Genomic DNA, 21,565 nt, shown 5'->3' on the forward strand with positions numbered 1-21,565 from the left:
CCGCTACCGTTGCCGCATGAGCTACAAAGTCCGTTCCATTCAGTCCCACGAGTGGCCCCAGGCCAAGGCCCTGCGGCTTGCCGCCCTTCAGGACCCGGTGGCGCACCTCGCCTTCCTGGAGAGCTACGAGTCCGCCGTGACCCAGCCCGACTCGTTCTGGCAGGACCGGGTCACGCGCGCCGCCGAAGGAGCTGCCGACGCGCAGCAGATCATCGCCGAGGGGCCGGACGGGGAGTGGGTCGGGACGCTGACCGTGCTCATGGAGGAGGCCGGCACCGAGGACTGGGCCGGTATGCCCGTCGAGCGGCGCCAGGGGCACCTGGTCGGGGTGTTCGTACAGCCCACGCACCGGGGGATCGGGCTTACCGAGGTGCTCTTCGACGCCGGCCTGGAGTGGGCCTGGGCGCAAGGTGCCGAGCGGGTGCGGCTCATCGTGCACGAGGAGAACGGGCGGGCCCAGCGGCTGTACCGCAAGGTGGGGTTCGAACCGACCGGCGTCACCGTGCCGCTGCCGCAGGCGCCGGACGACTTGGAGCTTGAGTTCGCTCTCGAACGGGCCCGGCTAGACCGGTAGTTCGTCGTGCGGCCAGCGGGCGCGGGCCTGTTCCCGGGAACGGAGCAGAGCCAGGGTCGGCAGGCCTCGGTCGGTGCCGGTGGCCAGCAGTTCCGGGAGTTGGGGCAGGGGCGCCACGGCGGCGACGTCGTCCAGGACGAGGGTGAGTGGTGGGTCGAGGCGACCGGAGGATGACCGTTCGGCCATGCGCCGGCCGCGCTCGACCACGCTTGCGGCGAGTGCCGTGAGCAGGGGCATCGCGCCCGGGTTGGTGCGCGGGTCCTCGATGGATTCCCCCACTACATAAAGCGTGCCCCCTTCGTTGACGAAGGAATCCAAGGCAAGCGCATCAGTTCGGTTTGGAGTGCAGGACTCCCGGATGTTGACCGTGAAGAGGGCGGACAGTGCTCGGGTGGTCAACTGCTGGGCCATGTCCCGGCGTTCGGGGTGCGCGGTGAGCGCCGCCTCCAACTCGCCCGCGGCACCGGGAGCGGCCTTGGGGCTCGTACGGAGAATGCGTACCGCGTCCTGGAGTTGAGTGCCCTGGGACCAGCGGTGGACGTGGCGGATGGTGCGGCCGTCTATCGCGGCGGCGTGCAGGGCGCTGCGGAGGAGCGTTTCCGCGACGTCGGCCACCGCCTGATCCATCTTCGCTGTGGGGCGGACGGGGGCCAGCAGGGCCGCTGCTCTGGCTGCCGCTGTCTGCTTGTCCTCGCAGCCCGCCGTGGGTGACCAGTGCAGGCGGGACGGGGTGTCGCACAGGTGGGTGGGGTCGTAGAGGTGGACCGGGCCCAGTTTGGCGCGGGCGTCCTTGGTGTCCTGCCAGACGGCCGGGTTGGAGGTGATGACGAGGGCGGGGCCGTCGGCGTCCCGTACGGCCTGGGCGGCGGTGGCGTGGCGGGTGTCCTTGGTGCCGTAGACGACGGGGGAGCGGGTGGGTTCCCACGTGTTCGCCGGTTCGAGGGGCGCGGGTCTTGGGGGCTCCTGCACCGGTCTGTGGGTGACTGGTTCCGCGGGGCGAGGGGTCGGTACCTCGTGGGTGACGGGGGGCTGGGGTTCGGGGGTCTGGGCCGCCAGGCGCTTCTCCTCGCGGCGCCGTGCCCGTACCGCGCGCCAGCGGGCCAGGGTGCCCATCACGAACACCGTGAGCACGATCAGGACCATCAGCTGGCCGATGAACAGGCCCCAGAACAGGCCGTACCCGGAGAGTTCCTCCGCGGGTGTCTCCGGCCAGGCGCCGGGGAGGTCGTGGGCGGCGCCGAAGAGGTGGCGCATGGCCAGGGGTGTGCGGGTGAAGGTGACGCCGGTCGGCCAGGAGCCGTGGGCGAGCAGACCGGCCAGCCCGGTTGCCGTCCACACCAGCAGGGTCATGCCGAGGAGGAAGGCGAGTATGCCGACCAGCAGCCCGTCGGGGATGCCGCCAGAAGTCTCCTGCCGCCGGTCGTCCGCACGCACTGTGCCGCCCTCCCCCTTATGCCACCGTCGACTCGGAGTCGCCGAGGTGTTGTTCCACGAAGGCCGCCGCCCGTTCCTCCGCCTCCAGCTCCGCGGCGCGCAGGACGTCGTCGGTGGTTTCGGTGGAGGACTCGGTCATCGCGCGGTCGGTGAAGACCAGCGGGCGTTCGGTCTCGGTGACCAGGTGTTTGACCACCTGGACATTGCCGTTGACGTCCCAGACGGCGATACCCGGGGTGAGCGAGGGGATGATCTCCACTGCCCACCTGGGCAGGCCGAGTACCCGTCCCGTCGCCCTCGCCTCGTCCGCCTTCTGGGCGTAGATGGTCCTGGTGGAGGCCATCTTCAGGATGGCCGCCGCCTCCTTGGCCGCCGCGCCGTCGACGACGTCGGACAGGTGGTGGACGACCGCCACGAAGGACAGACCCAGGCGTCGGCCGAACTTCAGCAGGCGCTGGAAGAGCTGGGCGACGAACGGGCTGTTGATGATGTGCCAGGCCTCCTCGACCAGGAAGATGCGCTTCTTCCGGTCGGGGCGGATCCAGGTGTGCTCCAGCCACACGCCGACGATCGCCATCAGGATGGGCATGGCGATGGAGTTGCGGTCGATGTGGGACAGGTCGAAGACGATCAGCGGGGCGTCCAGGTCGATGCCGACCGTGGTGGGGCCGTCGAACATGCCGCGCAGGTCACCGTCGACCAGTCGGTCCAGTACCAGCGCGACGTCCAGGCCCCAGGCCCGTACATCGTCTATGGCGACGTTCATCGCCTCCGCCGACTCCGGTTCGGGGTGGCGCAGTTGCTCGACGATGTCGGTCAGGACCGGCTGGCGTTCGACGATGGTCTCGTTGACGTAGGCGTGCGCGACCTTCAGCGCGAAGCCGGAACGCTCGTCGAGGCCATGGCCCATGGCGACCTCGATGATGGTGCGCAGCAGCGCGAGCTGCCCGGTGGTGGTGATCGCCGGGTCCAGGGGGTTGAGCCGGATGCCGTGGTCCAGGGCGGCCATCGGGTCCAGCCGGATGGGAGTTATCCCCAGCTCCTGCGCGATCAGGTTCCATTCGCCGACCCCGTCCTCGCCCTGCGCGTCCAGGACGACGACCTGCCGGTCGCGGAAGCGCAGTTGGCGCAGGACGTACGTCTTCTCCAGCGCCGACTTGCCGTTGCCGGACTCGCCGAGGACGAGCCAGTGCGGGGCGGGCAGCTGCTGGCCGTACAGCTGGAAGGGGTCGTAGATGTAGCCCTTCCCGGAGTACACCTCGCGGCCGATGATCACGCCCGAGTCGCCGAGGCCGGGCGCGGCGGTCGGGAGGTAGACGGCCTGGGCCTGGCCGGTGGAGGTGCGTACCGGCGGCCGGGTCGTCTCCACCTTGCCGAAGAGGAAGGAGGTGAAGGCGTCGGTGAGGATGGACAGCGGATCCCGCATGCGGCGGCCCTACCTTCGAATGCCGGTGGCGAACGGGAGTGTGTTCACGAAGGCGCGGTGGTGCTCGCGGTCGCACCACTCCAGCTTCAGGTACGACTTGCCGGCCGAGGCGCGGATGGTCCGCTTGTCGCGGGCCAGGGCCTCGGGGGAACGGGAGGAGACGGTGATGTAGCCGACGAGGTTGACCCCCGCCGCGCCGCTCGCCAGGTCCTCGCCGCGTTGGTCCAGGCGGTTGTGGGCGGCGATGTCGCGCGGGTCGACGGTGCGGTTCATCTTGGCGGCGCGGGACGCCTCGGCCTCGTCGTTGGTCTTCTCCGTGAGCATGCGCTCGATGGCGATCTCGGTGGGTTCGAGGTCCATCGTGACGGCGACCGTGCGGATGACGTCCGGGGTGTGGACCAGCAGCGGCGCCAGGAAGTTCACGCCGACCGGGGTCATCGGCCACTCCTTGATCCAGGCCGTGGCGTGGCACCAGGGGGCCCGGGTGGAGGATTCGCGGGTCTTGGCCTGGAGGTAGGTGGGCTCCATGGCGTCGAGCTCGGCGGGCCAGGCATTACGTTTCGTCATCGCCTGGATGTGGTCGATGGGGTGGTCCGGGTCGTACATGGAGTGGATCAGCGAAGCCAGCCGCCCCTGACCGAGCGGCTGCCGTACGCGGATGTCGGCCTCCTGGAGCCGCGAGCAGATGTCCGTCAGCTCACGGGCCATGACGACGGCGAGCCCGGCGTCCTTGTCGATCTTCCGGCCCTGCTGCGGGCGGGCGGCGCGGGCCATGGCGTGGGCCTCGGCGGCCAGTTCGCGCGTGTAGTGCATACAGGCGACGAGGTAGGCGCGGTGCTGCTCGCTGCTGGTCGACACCATCGACTGGAGCTGGTCGTACGACTGCTGCAGCCAGGGCAGCGCCTTGTCGTCCCCGCGTACGGCGACGTCCTTGGCGTGGGCGTCGGGGTCGGCGGGGAGGGTGCGGGCAAGCATCTGGAGCCGGGTGACGAAGCCGTCGCCGTTGGCCACGTGCTTGAGCAGGGTGCCGAAGCGGTCGACGAGGGCTTCCTGGTCCTCGGAGTCGCGCAGGCCGACGCCGGGGCCCTCGATCTCGATGGCGGCGGTGACGGTCTTGCGGTCCGCGTGCAGCAGTACGGCGATCTCGTCGGGGCCGAAGGGGGCGGCGAGCCAGGTGATCCGGCCGATGCCGGGCGGCGGCCCGATCTCGACCTCCCGCCCGTCGATCCGGGTGCCCGCCTCCATCGCCGCCGAACGGTAGACGGTGCCGGCCCGCAGGGTGCGCTTGTAGCTGCGGTTGATCTCGTACCACTTGTAGAACGTGCGGCGCTTGTACGGCACGTAGACCGCGGCGAGCGCGAGCAGCGGGAAGCCCATCAGCAGCACGATGCGCAGTGCCAGGAAGGGAACGAGGAGCCCGCACATCATGCCGAGGAACGCGCCGCCGATGATCAGCGCGATCTCGCCGGTCTCACGATTCCGGCCGACGATCGCGTTCGGCCTGGCGCGGCCGATCAGATATGTACGGCGGGGCGTGACCGGATGGGACAGGTGGGACTCGGTCGTCAACGCCCTTCACCTCCCGTGCGGTTGGTACTGCTGTTGCGGGTGTTGCTGGCGTGCGGGCTGTTGACCGCGGTGCTGCCGCCGGAGCGGGGTACGGGTGCGGCGGAGGGGACAGATCCGCCGCCTCCGTTCGCGGTACGGGAGCTGTGCGCGGCGACTCCGCCGGCCGCCTGGTTGGCGGGGCGGGGGGTGGCCGAGCTCTGGCCGCCGTTGTTGTCGGCCCGCGAGCTGTGGGTCTTGATGCCCTGGGCGACGAGGGTCGCCGGGGAGCTGATGACGGCCGCGGCCTTGCCCTCGGCGCCCTGCATGATGCGGTTGTTGCGGGAGTTCGCGATCTCGTCGCCGAAGCCGGGGACGAAGCGGTAGATCATCGCCGAGGCGAAGATGGCGAGCAGGATGATGGCGAGGCCGGAGACGACGGCGGAGAAGGCGTCGGGGCCGTCGTCGGCGGACAGGGCGCCGGCCAGGCCCAGCACGATCACGATGACCGGCTTGACCAGGATGACGGCGATCATGATGCCCGCCCAGCGGCGGACGTGGCCCCACAGGTTCTTGTCGACCAGGCCCGCGTACACGACGGTGCCGAGGAGGGCGCCGACGTAGAGCAGGGCGGCGCGGATCACGAGCTCCAGCCAGAGGACTCCGGCGGCGAGGATGGACACCAGGGAGACGACGATCAGCATGATCGGCCCGCCGCCGATGTCCTCGCCCTTGTCCAGAGCCCCGGAGAAGGTGCCGAAGAAGGTGTCGGTCTGGTCGCCGGTGGTCGTGGCCAGCACCTCGGAGATGCCGTCGGTCGCCGAGACCACCGTGTACAGGATCAGCGGGGTGAACGCCGACGCGAGCACCGTCAGCCAGAGGAAGCCGATCGCTTCGCTCAGGGCGGTGGTGAGCGGTACGCCTCTCACGGCCCGCTTGGCGACGGCCAGCAGCCACAGGAGGAGGGTGAGCACGGTCGACGCCGCGAACACGACCGCGTACTGCTGGAGGAACTTGGGGTTCGTGAAGTCGACGTTCGCGGTGTCCTTGACCGCCTCACTGAGCTTGTCGACGGTCCATGCGGCGGCGTCGGCACAGCCTTTGGCGAGGGAGGAGAGGGGGTCGAGGGTGGAGGGGAGGGTGGTGTCGGTGGAGCCGGAACGGCCGCCGCGGTTGTCGCTTTCGCAGTAGTCCTTGGCGGGGCCGTGGATCAGGTCGCAGGGGTCGTTGCTCGGCGTGGGTGAAGGCGTGGGCGCGGCGAAGGCACGCGTGGCGGTGAGCAGCAGGGCGCCCTGCGCGGCCGTGCCGAGGGCGAGCAGCTTGAGTACGCGGCGGCTAGCGGGCATACGTGAACCCTCCGTACTCCTCGACGGCCTTCGCCATTTCATCGGCGGTGGAGGCCCTTTCGTCACCGGGAACGGGCGTGGGGCCGTCCTTCTGGGAGTGGCTCACGATCTTCCAGTCATCGTTGGTCCACTCAAGCTGCATGGTGATGGTGAACCAGCTGTTGGTGACCGGCTTGGTGGACTTCTCACCGGCCAGCCCGAGAAGCCCGCTGCACCAGACCTCCACGGTGGCCTGGCTGTCCGACGCCTCGGTGACCTTGGTGCCGATCGGAGTCGTACGCGATACGAAGGTGTAGCCCTCGGGCGCTGAGCCGTCCTTGTTCAGGCCGACGTTCGCGTTGAACTCCGGTGTGTACGCCTTGTCGAGGTTCGCCTCGAACTCCGACACGCGGGAGGGAACGATGATGGCCTGCAGGATGGAGTCTCTCTTGGCCTTGTCGAACATCTCGGCCGATCCCAGGGCCACCGCATAGTTCGCCGCCGCACTCTGCGCCCCCTGCTCGTCCCGGGCGAAGCCGGACTTCACCGGCTGTGTGCCCGTCGCGGCCGTGGGCGCCGCCTTCGGCTTGTTCTCGGGGGTGTCGTCGGAAGAGGAATCGTCTCCTCCACGGTTCGCGAACGCGATCGCCGCGATGAGGAGGACGACCACGCCCACCACCGTCACCAGGCTCCGGGAGGAGGTGCGGCGCGGCGGGGCGTAGGGGTCGGTTTCGTTCTCCGGGAGGCGGATACGCGTATGGCCGGTGCCCCCGTAGCCGCCGGAGGATTCGCGGTCGTCGCCGAGACTCATGCCGGGTACGCCCCCTCACCGTCGTACCGGAAGCCGTGATAGCCGTAGGAGTACGACGGTAGCCGTGCTGGTTCCCGCGCGGGCGCGGTGTGGTGACTCGACATCAGGGAAACGCAACCTCAGCCGGTGGGCACGACGGGCGGGTGGGAAGGACGGGGTACCGGACCGGGCGTGCCCGGAGGGGACGGGTGGGCGCGGCTACACGGCCATGCCGTACACGATGGTGAACAGCGTGCCGAGCGAACCGATGATGAAGACGCCGGTCAGGCCCGCGATGATGAGGCCCTTGCCCTGTTCCGCGCTGAACGTGTCGCGCAGTGCGGTGGCTCCGATGCGCTGCTTGGCGGCACCCCAGATGGCGATGCCGAGGCAGAGCAGGATGGCGACCGCCATCACCACCTCGATCATCACCTTGGCCTCGTTGCCCAGGCTGCCGAAGGGGCCCCAGTCCGGAGCGATCCCGCCGATGATGGTGTTGATGTCTCCCTTGTCGGCCGCAAAGAGCATGTAAGTCACCGCCCCTGTTGGGTAGTTCCACTTCCTCTGTCGTGGCGCAGAGGTCAGGCATCATTGTCGCCGACAATGCCGCTGCCGTATGTCGACTTGGCGTCATTGATTGGCGGGTTTCGTACGAATAGCTTGTCACCGTCGCGCGCGGGGTCTCCTCGGGGAGCGCGGGGCGGTGTACGCGGAGTCGTATCGTCACTCTGTGTATCACGGCAGGTTACACCGGGCAACGAAGTCGGAGCGGAACCTGTCGTGTGGTTCCGTCGTTGACCCCTCTTGCGCCTACTTGCCCGGCTCGTGCGGTTTCTGACGGCCGGTCGGGTGACGGGTCGGGGAGATGTTCCCCGGGTGAAGGCTACGCCCCTGGCAGGCCCGGACTTTGAGCGGGCGTCACGGCGTGCGCGGTCAGCGGGGCTTGATGCCGTACAGCATGTAGTGGACCAGTTCCTCGATGCTGCCCAGGGCTTCTTCGGGGGCGAGCAGGCCGCCGGCCGCGAGTGAGGCGAGGCCCTGCAGTCCGGCGCCCGTGATGATCGTGAGGTGGGCGGGGTCGGCCTCGATGATCTCGCCCCGGTGCATGGCGTCGGCCATGACCCGCTCCAGTGAGCCGACCGTGCGGTCGACGGCGGCGGCCATCTGCTCGTGGGCGTCGGGGTCGTGCTTGCGCGCGTACATCAGCTCCAGCAGCTCGGCGTGGTCGAGGGCGAAGCCGAGGTAGGCGCGGGCCAGGGCGGTGAGCCGGGGTTCGAGGGGGAGCTCGGGGTCGTCGGCGGCGTTCAGGGCCTGTTCGAGGCGGTCGTAGCCGACCAGGGCCAGGGCGTTGAGCAGGGCCTGCTTGTCCTTGAAGTGGCGGCCGGGTGCGGCGTGGCTGACGCCGGCCTCGCGGGCCAGTTCGCGCAGGGAGAGCGCGGTGACGCCCTTGGTCCGCAGGGTGCGCTCGGCGCTGGCGAGCAGGGTGGAGCGCAGGTCTCCGTGGTGGTAGGGGCGGCTCTCGGGCATGGGTTCATGGTAGCGGGATGTTGACGTCGTCAATTTTATTGGCGCCGCCAACATTGTTGTCATTGACAGCATTGTTGGCGGCGTCTACATTCAGGAGGCATGATCGAGACGCAGAAGTGGAACGAGACCCAGCTGCCCGACCTGCACGGCCGGACGGCCGTCGTCACGGGCGCCAACAGCGGCATCGGGCTCACCGCCGCCGACGCGCTGGCCCGCGCGGGCGCGCATGTCGTCTTCGCCGTACGGGACCCCGAGCGCGGCCGGGCCGCCGCCGCGACCGTGTCCGGCAGTACCGAGGTGCGCCGTCTCGACCTCGCCGATCTGGCCTCCGTGCGGGAGTTCTCCGCGGACTGGAAGGGGCCGCTGGATCTGCTGATCAACAACGCGGGCGTGATGATGATCCCGCGGCAGCGGACCAAGGACGGCTTCGAGATGCAGTTCGGCACCAACCACCTCGGGCACTTCGCCCTGACGAACCTGCTCCTGCCGCACATCACCGGCCGCGTGGTCACCGTCGCCTCGGCCGCCCACCGCTGGGGTTACGGCACCATCCGCTTCGACGACCTGAACATGGACGCCGACTACGACCCGCGCCGCGCGTACGGGCAGTCCAAGCTCGCGAACCTGCTGTTCACGCTGGAACTTCAGCGGCGGCTGACCGAGGCGGGCTCCGAGGTCCGCGCCCTGGCCGCGCATCCCGGGTACTCCGCCACCAACCTGCAGAGCCACGCGGCCAGCACGGTGGCCCGGGTGGGGATGTGGATCACCAACCGGCTCGCGGCGCAGTCCGACCGCGCCGGGGCGCTGCCGACGCTGTACGCGGCCACGCAGGATCTGCCGGGCGCCAGCTACGTCGGCCCCGACGGCCCCGGTGAGTGGCGGGGGCGCCCCACCCTGGTGAGCCGGTCCCGGGCGGCGAGCGATCCGGTGGCGGCCCGGCGGCTCTGGACGGTGTCGGAGGAACTCACGGGGGTGCGCTGCCCGTTGGAGGTGCGAGTGGCCTGAGTAGCCGACGTGTGGAGGTGGCCGACCGATGCCGAGCCTGCTGGCCGTGTACGCCCACCCCGACGACGAGTCCCTGTCCTCGGGCGGCGTCCTGGCGCGCAACGCCGCCTCGGGCGGCCGTACGGCGGTCGTGACCGCCACCTGGACCGAGGGCACCCACCGGGCCGCCGAACTCGCCGAGGCGGTGCGCCTGCTCGGCGCCTCCGAGAAACCCCGCCTGCTCGGCTACGCCGACTCCCGGGTGCCCGCGTCGGCGCCCGGCAGCCCCCGGCTGTGCGAGGCGCCCCTGGACGAGGCGGTGGGGCGACTGGTGGCGCACATACGGGAGTTCCGCCCCGAGATCGTCCTCACCCACGACGCGTACGGCGGCGTGACCGGCCACGAGGACCACGTCCGCACCCACCGCCTGACGGTACTGGCGGTCCAGGCGGCCGGGTACGAGCGCCTGTACCCGGAGGCCGGCGCCCCTTGGCAGCCCCGCGCGCTCTACCTGGCCTCCCACCCCCACTCGGCCGTCCGGCCCCTGGCCGAACTCGGGCTGCCGACCGACGACCTGCGGACCGTCCCGGACGACCGGATCACCACCACGGTCGATGTACGCCCCTGGCTGCCCCAGAAGTGGGCGGCGATCTCCGCCCACCGCAGCGAGGCGGAGCGCGGGGCGGCCCCGGGGCTGCTGGCGGCCCTGCGGGAGGAACTCCGCGACCGGATCCTCGGAACGGAGTGGTACATCCGCCAGGACCTCATAACCGGGGGCGAGGAGACGGAACTGACGGTGCGGCGGGTGCCCTCGTGACCGAGTCGGACGCCTTCCTGGCGTGTGTGCGGAGAGTTGTTCGCCCCGCTGATGGCGGCATCCGTGTACGACCCGGACCCCAGCTTCTGCCGCTGGTTCGTCGAACCGGCGGTGTACGCCTTCGGCCGCCGCCGCGTGATGGCGGCACTGCTCGACTACCGGCGCGGCGGCACGGACGCCGAGCGGGCGGGCGCCGACAGGGCCTGGTACTGCGCCCATGTGCCGTTGAATGCGGAGCGCTCCCCGGCCTACGGGCCCGGTGGGATGCGTGATCCGGCGCTGGACGAGGTGGGGGACATCAAGGAGGCGTGGCGGGCTCTGTGAGGCTCACCCCGAGGGCGTGGCGTCGTCCTCGCACAGGGTCCGTACCTTCTTGGCGGTTGTGGCGGGGTCGTAGCCGTCGGGGATGCCCTCCACCAGGATGATGTCGCCCTTGATGTGGCGGGTGCGGAGGGGCGCGATCTCCTGGTAGGCGGGGGAGGTCCACCACTCGCGGGCCTTCGTGAGGGTGGGGAAGGCGATCACCACCACGTCGCCGGGCCAGTCGCCCTCCACCGTCTCGCGGGTGGCTCCGTGCACCAGGAAGCGGCCGCCGTAGGGCTCGAAGGTGGCGGTGATGCGCTCGATGTAGTCGGCGATCTCGGGGTGCGGGGTGATCTCGCGGAGGTGGGCTATGGCATAGGCGGTCATCTGACGTCCTTTCCGGTCGCGGTGCGCCGCTGCGGTCGGGATCCCTGTGGTCACGATCGTGGCAGGGCGTCGGAGCGGGGTCGATGACCTGTCAGGTAATGGCGCCCTCGCCGTGGGTGCCCGGTTGCGGACGGTTGTGCGGGGGAAGCTCCTAGACTGGCGCGGGCGGAATCCCGGTGGGTGAGGGGCGGTTGACGGTGCGTAAGGCTTGGATCGTGGCGGGTGGCGCTGTCGCGGCGGGGCTCAGCTTTGTGATGCTGCTCGTCGTGGGGGTCTACATCGTCGCCGGGAACCTCGCCAACGGGGTCGGGGGCGGGGCCAAGAACCTCGCCAAGGGAGCCGTGCCGGCCGCGTACAAGGATCTTGTGCAGAAGTGGGGCGGGCTCTGCCCGGCCATCAACCCCGCGCTGCTCGCCGCCCAGCTCTACCAGGAGAGCGGGTTCAACCCGAAGGCGCAGAGCCCGGCCGCCGCGCAGGGGATAGCGCAGTTCATCCCCGGCACCTGGGCCACGCACGGCATCGACGGGGACGGGGACGGGGACCGGGACGTGTGGGACCCGCAGGACGCCATCCCGTCCGCCGCCTCGTACGACTGCGAACTCGCCAAGTACGTCGAGGACGTGCCCGGGGACCCGACCAAGAACATGCTCGCCGCCTACAACGCGGGGGCGTACGCGGTCATCAAGTACGGGGGCGTGCCGCCGTACCGGGAGACGCAGAACTATGTGAAGACCATCACCACGCTGGAGGCCAGCTTCGCCGCGCCCGTCGGCCGCGTCGATCCCTCCGAGCAGGCCGCCGGGGCCATCGCCTACGCGCAGAAGAAGCTCGGCACGCTCTATCTGTGGGGCGGTGACGGCACCGCCGAGGACGGCGGGCGGTTCGACTGCTCGGGGCTGACCAAGGCCGCGTACGAAAGTGTCGGGATTTCGCTCCCCCGGGTCGCCAACGACCAGTACAACGCGGGCCCCCATCCGTCGCGGGAGGAACTGCTTCCGGGGGACCTGGTGTTCTTCTCGGACGACCTCACGAACTCCCGTGCCATCCGCCATGTCGGGATTTATGTCGGCGGCGGGTACATGATCGATGCCCCGAGAACGGGTGCTGTGATCCGGTTCGACCCGATCGACACCCCCGACTACTTCGGGGCCACCCGGGTCACCGAAGATGGCGCGAAAGCGCTCCCCACCTCGGTGTAAGCGCAGCGTGAACCCACCCCCTGAGCTGCGGCGATGTATCTCTCTTCGATAACGTCTGCGTGATCATTCAGTGGAGTGTGGAACGTATCAACAGGGACCGTGCGTTCCTGTTCACGTAGCCGAGCGCGGATCTACAACCACGGGGGTGGCAGAAGGGCGCGTGAACAGGCGTGCCGTGAGAGAGACGACGAAGGGGCCGCAGCATCATGGCTGGACTCGCCGCATCCGGGTCGAACCCTGACGTCGAGCTGCTGTACGACATCAATGGCCTGGCCAAGGACGCACCGCCGTGGTTCGACCGCGTCATGGAGTACGTGGGCGAGTACGGCCTGCTCTTCGCCATGATCGCGCTCATCCTGTGGTGCTGGATGACTGTCCGCCGCAAGGGCGGGGAGGACGCGCCCGCGTCCGTCGCCGCGCTGGTGTGGGCGCCGCTCGCCGCGGCCGTCGCGGTGCTGGTGAACGTGCCGATCCGGGGCTTCGTCGAACGGCCGCGGCCGTTCCTCGACCATCAGGGACTCGAAGTCCTCGTCTCCGGCAAGACCGACTACTCCTTCGTCAGCGACCACGCGACGATCACCATGGCCATGGGCGTCGGACTGTTCGTCGCCAACCGCAAGTTCGGTCTCGTCGGACTCCTGCTCGGGCTCCTCGAAGGCTTCTGCCGGGTCTACATGGGTGTGCACTACCCGACCGACGTCATCGGCGGGTTCGCCCTCGGCACGGCCGTCACCCTGCTCCTGTCGCCGGTCGCCTCGGCGCTGCTCACTCCGCTGATGAAGGCGATCGGGCGGTCGCGGCGGGGCGCGTGGCTGATCCGGTCGCGGAAGGCGGGGTACGACGGGCAGGGGGCGTTCGTTCCGGGCGCCCGCAAGGAGAGCGCGGGGAGCGAGGAGCGGGATCTGGCGGCCTGAGGGGCATGGCTGGCGTGCCCGAGTCCTTCACAGTGACTGCGGGTACCTGAAGAAGCCGTTCGGGTCGTACACCCGCTTCAGACGGGTCAGCCGGTTCGCCGCGTCGCCGTAGTACGCCGTGCGCCAGTTCTTCAGGGTCGGGTCCGTGTAGTTCTGGTACGCCGCGCCCGATGCGTACGGGCGCATCGCGGTGTGCGCCTCGGTCAGCCAGGACTGGGCCGTCGTGCCGCTCGTGCCCGCCCGCCACGCGGCGATGTACTGGGCCAGCATGCGGGAGCGGCGGTGGACGAACGCCGTGGCCGTGGGGTCGACGCGGTTCACGGCGCCGCCGAGTGCCGTGAGGGCGATGCTGCCGGAGCCACCGCGTACCGACTTGATCTTCGCCAGCAGGGCCTGGACGCCCGCCTCTGAGATCGAGCGGTCGAAGAAGTCCGACTTCGCCGCGTACGTCTCGCGCTGCAGGGCGCCCTGCGGGGAACGGCCCGGGGTGCTGCCGGGGAGGTGGCACTGGGCGTCCGAGGTGAAGGAGGAGCAGCCCGCGTACAGCTCCATCGACTCCTCGTAGGAGCGGCGGCGCAGGGTGACGGTGGTGGCGGGGGCGCCGATGCGGTCGGCCAGGCGGTCGACGGCGTTCTGGAGTTCGCCGTAGGTGCCGAGGGAGAAGGCGGCGACGGAGACGGTGGGGGTGCCGCCGGCGGCGTTGGCGAGGTGCAGCGAGGACCAGATCTCGTCGGGCTGGGTGGGGCCCCACTCCTGCCATGCCTTCAGTACGGCGGCCGCCCTCGACCACGGCCAGGACAGGTACGCCGTGACCGCCTGGGGCGCGGGGTGGGTCTTGAAGCGGAGTTCCGTGACGACGCCGAAATTGCCGTTGCCCGCGCCGCGCAGGGCCCAGAAGAGCTCCTTGTGGTGGGTGGCGTCGGCGGTGAGCTGCTTGCCGTCCGCCGTGATGATCGTGGCGGAGGTCAGGCTGTCGCAGGTCAGGCCGTACGCCCTGGAGACGACGCCGTGGCCGCCGCCGAGGGTGAGGCCGGAGACGCCGACGGTGGGGCAGGAGCCGGCCGGGATCGTGACGCCCTTGGCGGCGAGGGCGCGGTAGACGTCGATGAGCTTGGCGCCCGCGCCGATGACCGCGGTGCCGTTGCCCGTGCGGACGCGGTTCAGCTCGGAGACGTCGATGATCATGCGGTTGTTGCCGGAGGACCAGCCGGCGTAGGAGTGGCCGCCGTTGCGGATCGCCACGCGGATGTTGTTCTTGCGGGCGTGGGCGAGGGCCGTGCGGATGTCCTCCGGGTGGGCCGGGTAGGCGACCGCGGCCGGTTTCAGGGTGTCGAAGCGGGTGTTGTAGAGCTGGCGGGCGCTGGGCCAGTCCGTGTCGCCGGGGCGGACGAGGGTGCCGTCGAGGTCCTTTGCGAGGGCGGGCCAGGAGAGGGCGCGGGAGGTGGCGGCGGCGGGGGTGGAGTTAGGGGTGGAGGTCTTGGGCTTGCTCTTGCTCTCGGTGCCTGTGCAGGCGGCGGTGGTGCTGCTCGCGAGTGCGGCTGCGCCGGCTGCGATGAAGGTACGCCGTTCCATGTCGCCTCCCCTGGGTTACGTGGAACGAGACGGGGTGGTGGGGGCGGGGGTTCCATCGCCGCCGCGCCTCCGAGCAAGTTACGCCCCCGCCGCCCCTACCCGTCCCACCTCCAGGGGCTTCGCCCCTTCGACCCCACCAGGGGGCTCCGCCCCCTGGACCCCCATCGGCCTGAACGGCCTCGTCCTCAAGCGCCGGACGGGCTGGGGATGGCCGGGCTCGCGTAGCCTGCGGGTGGGTGGGGTGGCCGGGCTGAGTTGTGGTCTGCGGGTGGGTGGGGGGTTGGGGGGTGTCGGCCCTGAACGGGCCTTTTCCTCAAGCGCCGGACGGGCTGAGTTGTGGTCTGCGGGTCGGGCTGGGTGGGTTCGGGTGGGCGTTACGGGGGCTGGTGGGCGTCGTTAAGGGGAGCGGTGGGGGCCCGTGACGGACGTACCGGACTGGGGGGTAGGCAGGCGATGGCGGAGCGGCAGTTCAGGCGTAGGGGGGCGGTTGTCGCCGCCGCCGGGGTTGTGATGGTGGCCGGGGGGTGTGGTGAGGCCGTGCCGGACGGGGGTGGTGAGGAAGGGGCCGCCGTGGTGCGGGGGGCCGCTGCCGAACTGGTGCGGGCTCGTAGTTCCAAGGCGCGCACCTCCATGGAGATGGCTGCCGGGGGGACCCGGGTGACCATCCGGGGGCGCGGGGTCTACGACTTCCGGGAGCAGGTCGGGCAGTTGAAGGTGTCGCTGCCGCAGGGGCCTGCGGGGGACCCCACGCGGCAGCCCATTACCGAGCTGCTCGCGCCCGGCGCGCTGTTCATGAAGAACCGGGGGCCGGGGTTCCCGAGGACAAGTGGGTGCGGGTGGAGACCGGGTCCATGGCGGACGGGAATCTGGTCACCGGGGGCGCCACCGATCCGCTCGCCGCCGCCGAGATCCTGCGCGGCGCCCGGGACGTCCGGTACATGGGGGCGGAGCGGGTCGGCGGGGTCGACGTGCGGCACTATCGCGGGGTCGCCGACCTGGGGCGGGCCGCCCGGCGGGCCTCCGAGGGGCCGCGGGACGCGCTGGCCGCGGCGGCGAAAGGGTTCGCCACTCCCCGGGTTCCGTTCGATGTGTACCTCGACGAGCAGGGGCGGGTCAGGAAGATCCGGCACCGGTTCAGCTTTGTGAACGGGCAGCAGGAACGGCCCGTCGACGTCGCCTCCACCACCCTGCTGTACGAGTTCGGCGTCGACGTGGACGTACGGCTGCCGGACCGTGACGACATCTTCGCGGGGCGTATCGCGGAAGAGTGAGGGTCGTCAAGAACTAGCCCGTCCGTGCCATGCGCGGTGTGTAGACCTCTCCCTACTCTAGGAAGTCGGTAACGGCAGAGAAGAGGTGATGCGCGTGGCTCCGGTCGGCGGTACGGCAGTTCAGGACCACGTGGCCCTCGCCGAGATCGAGCTGTGCGGTGAACTGATCATCGCGGCCTCGGCCGCCGAGGACCGGCTCAGCATGGAGAGCATCGACCAGGTGCTGCGGGTGGCCGAGGAGCGGGACCGTCTGCCCGGCCCCGGCGCCGACCCCGCAAGATCGCAGCGGTGACTTCCGGCCGGTCGGCCTCACGTCCGCAGTAGCCGGCCGATCGCCTTCGTCGCCTCTTCCACCTTCGCGTCGATCTCGTCGCCGCCCTTGACCGCCGCGTCCGCGACGCAGTGCCGCAGGTGCTCCTCCAGGAGCTGGAGCGCGAAGGACTGCAGGGCCTTGGTGGAGGCCGACACCTGGGTGAGTATGTCGATGCAGTAGACGTCCTCGTCGACCATCCGCTGCAGACCCCGGATCTGGCCCTCGATCCGGCGCAGCCGCTTGAGGTGCTCGTCCTTCTGCTTGTGGTAACCGTGCGTGGCGTGGTCGTGCGCCTGCTCGGAGGGCGCCGTGGCGCCGGCCTCGGTCGTCGTCATCGCGTCCTCCAGACATATACCCCTACTGGGTATATCGTACCGAACTTTGCTGGGTATAGGGCCCTTGGTACGCCCCCGTGATGATCACTGTGCCTGATGGGCGACACTGGGGGACGGCCCATTAGCCGTGGCCGGATGATGCGCCTAGCATCAGCCTGACCGAAACCGAAGCACCCCGAGGACCCCACGTGCGCTTTCGTCTGACCCCCAGGGAGACGAGCTTCTACGACATGTTCGCCGCGTCCGCGGACAACATCGTCACGGGCTCGAAACTCCTGATGGAACTGCTCGGGGCGGATTCCGCCGCCCGGGTCGAGATCGCGGAGCGTATGCGGGCAGCGGAACACGCTGGTGACGACGCCACGCACGCGATCTTCCACCAGCTGAACTCCTCCTTCATCACGCCTTTCGACCGCGAGGACATCTACTCCCTCGCGTCGTCCCTCGACGACATCATGGACTTCATGGAGGAGGCCGTCGACCTGGTCGTCCTCTACAACATCGAGGAACTGCCCAAGGGCGTCGAGCAGCAGATCGAGGTGCTCGCCCGGGCCGCCGAGCTGACCGCCGAGGCCATGCCGAACCTGCGCACCATGGCCAACCTCACCGAGTACTGGATCGAGGTCAACCGGCTGGAGAACCAGGCGGACCAGATCCACCGCAAGCTGCTCGCACATCTCTTCAACGGCAAGTACGACGCCATCGAGGTCCTCAAGCTCAAGCAGATCGTGGACGTCCTGGAAGAGGCGGCCGACGCCTTCGAGCACGTGGCGAACACGGTGGAGACGATCGCCGTGAAGGAGTCCTGAGCGCGTCCATGGACACCTTCGCTCTGGTCGTGACCATCGGGGTCGCGCTCTTCTTCACGTACACCAACGGCTTCCACGACTCGGCGAACGCCATCGCCACCTCCGTCTCCACCCGCGCCCTCACGCCGCGGGCCGCGCTGGCCATGGCCGCCGTGATGAACCTCGGCGGTGCCTTCCTCGGGTCGGGCGTGGCCAAGACCGTCAGTGAGGGCCTGATCGAGACGCCCGAGGGCTCGACGGGGATGGGCATCCTCTTCGCCGCGCTCGTCGGCGCCATCGCCTGGAACCTGATCACCTGGTACTTCGGGCTGCCCTCGTCCTCCTCGCACGCCCTCTTCGGCGGCATGGTCGGGGCCGCGCTCGCGGGCGGCACCACCGTGTACTGGAGCGGGGTGATGGAGAAAGTCGTCATCCCGATGTTCGTCTCCCCGATCGTCGGTCTGGTCGTCGGTTACCTGGTCATGACCGCGATCATGTGGATCTTCCGGCGGGCCAACCCGCACAAGGCCAAGCGCGGCTTCCGGATCGCGCAGACCGTCTCGGCGGCCGGTATGGCCCTCGGTCACGGTCTCCAGGACGCCCAGAAGACCATGGGCATCGTGGTGATGGCCCTGGTCATCGCCGATGTCGAGGACTACGGCGATCCGATCCCGGTGTGGGTGAAGATCGCCTGTGCCGTGATGCTGTCGCTGGGCACCTATGCCGGTGGCTGGCGGATCATGCGGACGCTGGGGCGGAAGATCATCGAGCTGGACCCGCCGCAGGGGTTCGCGGCCGAGACCACCGGCGCGTCGATCATGTTCACCACGGCGTTCCTGTTCAAGGCGCCGATCTCCACGACCCACGTCATCACCTCGGCGATCATGGGTGTCGGCGCCACCAAGCGCGTGAACGCGGTGCGCTGGGGCGTCGCCAAGAACATCGTCCTGGGCTGGTTCATCACCATGCCGGCCGCGGCGGTGGTGGCCGCGGCGTCGTTCGGGATCGTGGACCTGGCGTTCCTGTAGCGGACGCGCCGCGTCGTGCCGGGGCGTAGGAGAAACGTCACGGCGGAGGGCCCGTCCCCCGGGAGAACTCGGGGAACGGGCCCTCTCTGTGCCCCGCGGTGGCACCGCCATGCAGCACCGCGAGGGGTCTGTCAGCCGAACCGGCCCGAGATGTAGTCCTCGGTGGCCTGGACGGACGGGTTGGAGAAGATGCGCTCCGTGTCGTCGATCTCGATCAGCCTGCCGGGCTGCCCGACGGCCGCCAGGTTGAAGAAGGCGGTGCGGTCCGAGACGCGGGCCGCCTGCTGCATGTTGTGCGTCACGATGACGATGGTGAACCGCTGCTTCAGCTCGCCGATCAGGTCCTCGATGGCGAGCGTGGAGATCGGGTCCAGGGCCGAGCAGGGCTCGTCCATCAGCAGCACCTTCGGCTCCACCGCGATGGCCCGGGCGATGCACAGGCGCTGCTGCTGACCGCCGGACAGGCCCGAGCCGGGCTTGTTGAGGCGGTCCTTGACCTCGTTCCAGAGGTTGGCGCCCCGCAGGGACTTCTCCACGACGTCGTCGAGCTGCGACTTCTTGTACGAGCCGTTCAGGCGCAGGCCCGCCGCGACGTTGTCGTACACCGACATCGTCGGGAACGGGTTCGGGCGCTGGAAGACCATGCCGACCTCGCGGCGCACGGTCACCGGGTCCACGCCGGTGCCGTACAGGTCCTCGGCGTCCAGCATGACCTTGCCCTCGACCCGGCCGCCTGGGGTGACCTCGTGCATCCGGTTCAGGGTGCGCAGGAAGGTGGACTTGCCGCAGCCGGAGGGGCCGATGAAGGCGGTCACGGAGCGGGGCTCCACGGTCATCGAGATGTCCTCGATGGCGCGGAAGGGGCCGTAGTAGGCGCTGAGGCCGCTCACGTCGATGCGCTTGGCCATGGGTATCACTGCTTCTTTCGGGAAGGTGTGGCGCCGGTCGCGTCCGGCGCTCGGTCGCTGGGTGGCCGCGTCAGCGACCGGTCTTCGGGGCCTTCCAGCGGGCGATGCCGCGGGCCGCGAGGTTGAGGATCATCACGAAGGCGATCAGGGTGAGCGCGGCGGCCCAGGCGCGGTCGTACGCCGCCTCGGAGCCCGCGCTGTTGGCGTACTGCTGGTAGATGTACAGCGGCAGCGACGCCTGCGCCCCGTCGAAGGGGTTGTTGTTGATGAACGGGTTGCCGAACACCAGCAGCAGGACCGGCGCGGTCTCACCGGCGATCCGGGCGACCGCCAGCATGACGCCGGTGGTGATGCCGCCGACCGCGGTCGGCAGGACGACCTTCAGGATCGTGCGCCACTTCGGCACGCCCAGGGCCAGGGACGCCTCGCGCAGCTCGTTCGGGACGAGCTTGAGCATCTCCTCGGTGGAGCGCACCACGACCGGCATCATCAGGATCGCCAGGGCGAGCGCGCCCGCGAAGCCGGAGAAGCTCATGTCGAGGATCAGCAGCAGGCTGAGGATGAACAGACCGGCGACGATCGAGGGGATGCCGGTCATCACGTCGACGAAGAAGGTGACGGCCCGGGCCAGGGCGCCGCGGCCGTACTCGACCAGGTAGATCGCGGTGAGCACGCCGATCGGCGCCGCGATCAGGGTGGCGATGCCGACCTGCTCCAGGGTGCCGATGATGGCGTGGTAGATGCCGCCGCCGGGCTCGCTGTCGCCGACGACGCCCATGGAGTGGGTGAGGAAGTAGACGTCGAGGACCTTCACACCGCGCTCGACGGTCGACCAGACCAGGGAGAACAGCGGCACCACGGCCAGCAGGAAGGCGACCCAGACCAGCGAGGTCGCGATACGGTCCTTGGCCTGCCGCCTGCCCTCGACGCGGGCGGCGAGGACGTACGTGCCGAGCACGAACAGCAGCGAGGCGATCAGGCCCCACTGGATGCGGCTCTCGATGCCGGCGGCCAGGCCCAGGCCGACGGAGACGGCGACCGAGCCGCCCGCGATCGCCCAGGGGGACCACTTCGGCAGCCGGGCGCCCTTGAGGGAGCCGGGGTGTTGGACGACGGTGCTCATGCGTTGGCCCCCGAGTACTCCTTGCGGCGGGCGATGATCGCGCGGGCCGCGCCGTTGACCAGCAGGGTGATGACGAACAGAACGAGACCGGAGGCGATCAGCGCGTCCCGGCCGAACTCGTCGGCCTCGCCGAACTTGCTGGCGATGTTCTGCGCGAAGGTGCCGCCGCCCGGGTTGAGCAGGCTGCCGTGGATCAGGAAGTCCGGGGAGAGCACGGTGGCGACCGCCATCGTCTCGCCGAGGGCGCGGCCGAGGCCCAGCATCGAGGCGGAGATCACACCGGAACGGCCGAAGGGCAGCACCGCCATGCGGATCACCTCCCAGCGGGTGGCGCCGAGGGCCAGCGCGGCCTCCTCGTGCATCCGCGGGACCTGACGGAACACCTCACGGCTGACGTTGGTGATGATCGGCAGGATCATCACCGCCAGCAGGATGCCGACCGTGAGCATGGAGCGGGCCGGGCCGCCCTCCCAGTCGAAGACGCCGGTCCAGCCGAGGTAGTCGTCCAGCCAGCCGAACAGGCCGTTCATGTGCGGCACGAGGATCAGGGCGCCCCACAGGCCGTAGACGATGGACGGCACCGCGGCGAGCAGGTCGATCACGTAGGCGATCGGGCCGCTCAGCCTGCGGGGGGCGTAGTGGGTGAGGAACAGGGCGATGGCCACCGCGATCGGGACGGCGATCAGCATGGCGATGACCGAGGAGACGACCGTGCCGTAGGCCAGCACCGCGATGCCGAAGACCGGCTCGGTCCCGGCGGTGTTCCACTCGAAGGTCGTGAGGAAGTTGCCCTCGTCCTCGCTGATCGCGGCGGCGGCCCGCCAGGTCAGGAAGACCGCGATGGCGGCCATGACGAGCAGCAGGAAGATGCCGGAGCCGCGGGCGAGGCCGAGGAAGACGCGGTCTCCGGGGCGGGTGGCGGCGCGGGCGGCGCGCCCGGGCACGAGCACCGGTGGGCGGGGACTCGGGGGTGGTGCGTCGGTTATCTGTGTGGTGTCCATG

General features: G+C 69.9%; 22 protein-coding genes and 1 pseudogene. 10 read left to right on the top strand and 13 right to left on the bottom strand.

The features are described 5' to 3' along the window. Nucleotides 1-16: 16 nt before the first annotated feature. Nucleotides 17-574, top strand: a complete 558-nt coding sequence (locus GA0115233_RS30530) for a GNAT family N-acetyltransferase (protein ID WP_093723555.1) — start codon at nucleotides 17-19, stop codon at nucleotides 572-574. Here GA0115233_RS30530 and GA0115233_RS30535 read toward each other — a convergent pair. The 7 genes from GA0115233_RS30535 to GA0115233_RS30565 all read right to left on the bottom strand — a co-directional run bounded on the left by GA0115233_RS30535 (nucleotide 563) and on the right by GA0115233_RS30565 (nucleotide 8,621). Beyond that, on the bottom strand, nucleotides 563-2,008 hold the full coding sequence (locus GA0115233_RS30535) for a type IV secretory system conjugative DNA transfer family protein (protein WP_093723556.1): 1,446 nt from the start codon (nucleotides 2,006-2,008) through the stop codon (nucleotides 563-565). The two genes, GA0115233_RS30530 and GA0115233_RS30535, sit on opposite strands and share 12 nt — an antisense overlap. 16 nt (nucleotides 2,009-2,024) lie before the next feature. Further along, nucleotides 2,025-3,434 carry an ATP-binding protein gene (locus GA0115233_RS30540; RefSeq protein ID WP_093723557.1) on the bottom strand — a complete coding sequence of 470 codons (1,410 nt, stop codon included), beginning with the start codon at nucleotides 3,432-3,434 and terminating at the stop codon, nucleotides 2,025-2,027. A 9-nt stretch (nucleotides 3,435-3,443) separates the two neighbouring features. After that, the gene (locus tag GA0115233_RS30545) at nucleotides 3,444-5,003 is read right to left on the bottom strand and encodes an SCO6880 family protein (RefSeq protein WP_093723558.1); all 1,560 of its coding nucleotides are present in this window, start codon (nucleotides 5,001-5,003) and stop codon (nucleotides 3,444-3,446) included. Continuing rightward, a complete protein-coding gene (locus GA0115233_RS30550; RefSeq protein ID WP_093723559.1) occupies nucleotides 5,000-6,325 on the bottom strand; it encodes a hypothetical protein in 1,326 nt (441 codons plus the stop codon). Before GA0115233_RS30550 ends, GA0115233_RS30545 begins: the two co-directional genes overlap by 4 nt. After that, nucleotides 6,315-7,115 carry a hypothetical protein gene (locus GA0115233_RS30555; RefSeq protein WP_093723560.1) on the bottom strand — a complete coding sequence of 267 codons (801 nt, stop codon included), beginning with the start codon at nucleotides 7,113-7,115 and terminating at the stop codon, nucleotides 6,315-6,317. Before GA0115233_RS30555 ends, GA0115233_RS30550 begins: the two co-directional genes overlap by 11 nt. A 198-nt stretch (nucleotides 7,116-7,313) precedes the next feature. Next, the gene (locus GA0115233_RS30560; RefSeq protein ID WP_003991275.1) at nucleotides 7,314-7,622 is read right to left on the bottom strand and encodes a hypothetical protein; all 309 of its coding nucleotides are present in this window, start codon (nucleotides 7,620-7,622) and stop codon (nucleotides 7,314-7,316) included. 405 nt (nucleotides 7,623-8,027) lie between these two features. Next, nucleotides 8,028-8,621, bottom strand: coding sequence for a TetR/AcrR family transcriptional regulator (locus GA0115233_RS30565; RefSeq protein ID WP_093723561.1), 594 nt, complete (start codon nucleotides 8,619-8,621; stop codon nucleotides 8,028-8,030). A gap of 99 nt (nucleotides 8,622-8,720) precedes the next feature. Here GA0115233_RS30565 and GA0115233_RS30570 point away from each other — a divergent pair, with 99 nt between their 5' ends. Genes GA0115233_RS30570 through GA0115233_RS30580 form a run of 3 tightly spaced genes read left to right on the top strand, consistent with a single transcriptional unit; the run spans nucleotide 8,721 to nucleotide 10,746 of the window. Continuing rightward, nucleotides 8,721-9,626, top strand: a complete 906-nt coding sequence (locus GA0115233_RS30570; protein ID WP_093723562.1) for an oxidoreductase — start codon at nucleotides 8,721-8,723, stop codon at nucleotides 9,624-9,626. 28 nt (nucleotides 9,627-9,654) lie between these two features. Further along, a complete protein-coding gene (locus GA0115233_RS30575; RefSeq protein ID WP_093723563.1) occupies nucleotides 9,655-10,422 on the top strand; it encodes a PIG-L deacetylase family protein in 768 nt (255 codons plus the stop codon). A 51-nt stretch (nucleotides 10,423-10,473) separates the two neighbouring features. Then, on the top strand, nucleotides 10,474-10,746 hold the full coding sequence (locus tag GA0115233_RS30580) for a hypothetical protein (RefSeq protein WP_255310410.1): 273 nt from the start codon (nucleotides 10,474-10,476) through the stop codon (nucleotides 10,744-10,746). Nucleotides 10,747-10,749: 3 nt separating this feature from the next. On the opposite strand, the gene GA0115233_RS30585 is transcribed toward GA0115233_RS30580, so the two are convergent. After that, entirely contained in the window at nucleotides 10,750-11,112 is a 363-nt protein-coding gene (locus GA0115233_RS30585) for a DUF1330 domain-containing protein (RefSeq protein ID WP_093723564.1), read from the bottom strand. Between the two features lie 176 nt (nucleotides 11,113-11,288). Here GA0115233_RS30585 and GA0115233_RS30590 point away from each other — a divergent pair, with 176 nt between their 5' ends. Both GA0115233_RS30590 and GA0115233_RS30595 read left to right on the top strand, forming a co-directional pair. Next, nucleotides 11,289-12,311 carry a C40 family peptidase gene (locus tag GA0115233_RS30590; RefSeq protein WP_176711999.1) on the top strand — a complete coding sequence of 341 codons (1,023 nt, stop codon included), beginning with the start codon at nucleotides 11,289-11,291 and terminating at the stop codon, nucleotides 12,309-12,311. Nucleotides 12,312-12,517: 206 nt separating this feature from the next. Further along, complete coding sequence (locus tag GA0115233_RS30595; protein WP_093723565.1) at nucleotides 12,518-13,225, top strand: phosphatase PAP2 family protein; 708 nt, start codon at nucleotides 12,518-12,520, stop codon at nucleotides 13,223-13,225. A 27-nt stretch (nucleotides 13,226-13,252) separates the two neighbouring features. On the opposite strand, the gene GA0115233_RS30600 is transcribed toward GA0115233_RS30595, so the two are convergent. Then, the gene (locus GA0115233_RS30600; RefSeq protein ID WP_093723566.1) at nucleotides 13,253-14,797 is read right to left on the bottom strand and encodes an FAD-binding oxidoreductase; all 1,545 of its coding nucleotides are present in this window, start codon (nucleotides 14,795-14,797) and stop codon (nucleotides 13,253-13,255) included. A 453-nt stretch (nucleotides 14,798-15,250) separates the two neighbouring features. On the opposite strand from GA0115233_RS30600, the pseudogene GA0115233_RS30605 reads away from it, so the two are divergent. Next, a pseudogene (locus GA0115233_RS30605) lies at nucleotides 15,251-16,068 on the top strand (hypothetical protein). 88 nt (nucleotides 16,069-16,156) lie between these two features. Then, on the top strand, nucleotides 16,157-16,360 hold the full coding sequence (locus GA0115233_RS30610; protein ID WP_093723567.1) for a hypothetical protein: 204 nt from the start codon (nucleotides 16,157-16,159) through the stop codon (nucleotides 16,358-16,360). Nucleotides 16,361-16,377: 17 nt separating this feature from the next. Here GA0115233_RS30610 and GA0115233_RS30615 read toward each other — a convergent pair whose 3' ends face one another. Continuing rightward, on the bottom strand, nucleotides 16,378-16,716 hold the full coding sequence (locus GA0115233_RS30615) for a metal-sensitive transcriptional regulator (protein WP_093723568.1): 339 nt from the start codon (nucleotides 16,714-16,716) through the stop codon (nucleotides 16,378-16,380). A gap of 188 nt (nucleotides 16,717-16,904) precedes the next feature. On the opposite strand from GA0115233_RS30615, the gene GA0115233_RS30620 reads away from it, so the two are divergent. Continuing rightward, nucleotides 16,905-17,525, top strand: a complete 621-nt coding sequence (locus tag GA0115233_RS30620; RefSeq protein WP_093723569.1) for a DUF47 domain-containing protein — start codon at nucleotides 16,905-16,907, stop codon at nucleotides 17,523-17,525. A gap of 8 nt (nucleotides 17,526-17,533) precedes the next feature. Further along, nucleotides 17,534-18,532, top strand: coding sequence for an inorganic phosphate transporter (locus GA0115233_RS30625; RefSeq protein ID WP_093723570.1), 999 nt, complete (start codon nucleotides 17,534-17,536; stop codon nucleotides 18,530-18,532). A 131-nt stretch (nucleotides 18,533-18,663) separates the two neighbouring features. Here GA0115233_RS30625 and pstB read toward each other — a convergent pair whose 3' ends face one another. From pstB to pstC, 3 genes are all read right to left on the bottom strand, one after another. After that, nucleotides 18,664-19,440, bottom strand: a complete 777-nt coding sequence (pstB, locus tag GA0115233_RS30630; RefSeq protein WP_093723571.1) for a phosphate ABC transporter ATP-binding protein PstB — start codon at nucleotides 19,438-19,440, stop codon at nucleotides 18,664-18,666. Between the two features lie 70 nt (nucleotides 19,441-19,510). Further along, a complete protein-coding gene (pstA, locus tag GA0115233_RS30635; protein WP_093723572.1) occupies nucleotides 19,511-20,563 on the bottom strand; it encodes a phosphate ABC transporter permease PstA in 1,053 nt (350 codons plus the stop codon). Beyond that, the gene (gene pstC / locus GA0115233_RS30640) at nucleotides 20,560-21,564 is read right to left on the bottom strand and encodes a phosphate ABC transporter permease subunit PstC (protein WP_093723573.1); all 1,005 of its coding nucleotides are present in this window, start codon (nucleotides 21,562-21,564) and stop codon (nucleotides 20,560-20,562) included. The genes pstA and pstC overlap by 4 nt, the downstream gene beginning before the upstream one ends. Nucleotide 21,565: the final 1 nt, after the last annotated feature.

The organism is Streptomyces sp. DI166, assembly GCF_900091315.1.
In the GTDB taxonomy this organism is placed as follows: Bacteria; Actinomycetota; Actinomycetes; order Streptomycetales; family Streptomycetaceae; genus Streptomyces; species Streptomyces fuscus.

Excerpts from the sequence above, each read along its gene's own strand:
- GA0115233_RS30530 (WP_093723555.1), top strand. The coding sequence starts at position 17 with ATGAGCTACAAAGTCCGTTCCATTCAGTCCCACGAGTGGCCCCAGGCC.
- GA0115233_RS30540 (WP_093723557.1), bottom strand. The coding sequence starts at position 3,434 with ATGCGGGATCCGCTGTCCATCCTCACCGACGCCTTCACCTCCTTCCTC.
- GA0115233_RS30550 (WP_093723559.1), bottom strand. The coding sequence starts at position 6,325 with ATGCCCGCTAGCCGCCGCGTACTCAAGCTGCTCGCCCTCGGCACGGCC.
- GA0115233_RS30555 (WP_093723560.1), bottom strand. The coding sequence starts at position 7,115 with ATGAGTCTCGGCGACGACCGCGAATCCTCCGGCGGCTACGGGGGCACC.
- GA0115233_RS30560 (WP_003991275.1), bottom strand. The coding sequence starts at position 7,622 with ATGCTCTTTGCGGCCGACAAGGGAGACATCAACACCATCATCGGCGGG.
- GA0115233_RS30565 (WP_093723561.1), bottom strand. The coding sequence starts at position 8,621 with ATGCCCGAGAGCCGCCCCTACCACCACGGAGACCTGCGCTCCACCCTG.
- GA0115233_RS30570 (WP_093723562.1), top strand. The coding sequence starts at position 8,721 with ATGATCGAGACGCAGAAGTGGAACGAGACCCAGCTGCCCGACCTGCAC.
- GA0115233_RS30575 (WP_093723563.1), top strand. The coding sequence starts at position 9,655 with ATGCCGAGCCTGCTGGCCGTGTACGCCCACCCCGACGACGAGTCCCTG.
- GA0115233_RS30580 (WP_255310410.1), top strand. The coding sequence starts at position 10,474 with ATGGCGGCATCCGTGTACGACCCGGACCCCAGCTTCTGCCGCTGGTTC.
- GA0115233_RS30585 (WP_093723564.1), bottom strand. The coding sequence starts at position 11,112 with ATGACCGCCTATGCCATAGCCCACCTCCGCGAGATCACCCCGCACCCC.
- GA0115233_RS30595 (WP_093723565.1), top strand. The coding sequence starts at position 12,518 with ATGGCTGGACTCGCCGCATCCGGGTCGAACCCTGACGTCGAGCTGCTG.
- GA0115233_RS30600 (WP_093723566.1), bottom strand. The coding sequence starts at position 14,797 with ATGGAACGGCGTACCTTCATCGCAGCCGGCGCAGCCGCACTCGCGAGC.
- GA0115233_RS30610 (WP_093723567.1), top strand. The coding sequence starts at position 16,157 with ATGCGCGTGGCTCCGGTCGGCGGTACGGCAGTTCAGGACCACGTGGCC.
- GA0115233_RS30615 (WP_093723568.1), bottom strand. The coding sequence starts at position 16,716 with ATGACGACGACCGAGGCCGGCGCCACGGCGCCCTCCGAGCAGGCGCAC.
- GA0115233_RS30625 (WP_093723570.1), top strand. The coding sequence starts at position 17,534 with ATGGACACCTTCGCTCTGGTCGTGACCATCGGGGTCGCGCTCTTCTTC.
- pstB (WP_093723571.1), bottom strand. The coding sequence starts at position 19,440 with ATGGCCAAGCGCATCGACGTGAGCGGCCTCAGCGCCTACTACGGCCCC.
- pstA (WP_093723572.1), bottom strand. The coding sequence starts at position 20,563 with ATGAGCACCGTCGTCCAACACCCCGGCTCCCTCAAGGGCGCCCGGCTG.
- pstC (WP_093723573.1), bottom strand. The coding sequence starts at position 21,564 with ATGGACACCACACAGATAACCGACGCACCACCCCCGAGTCCCCGCCCA.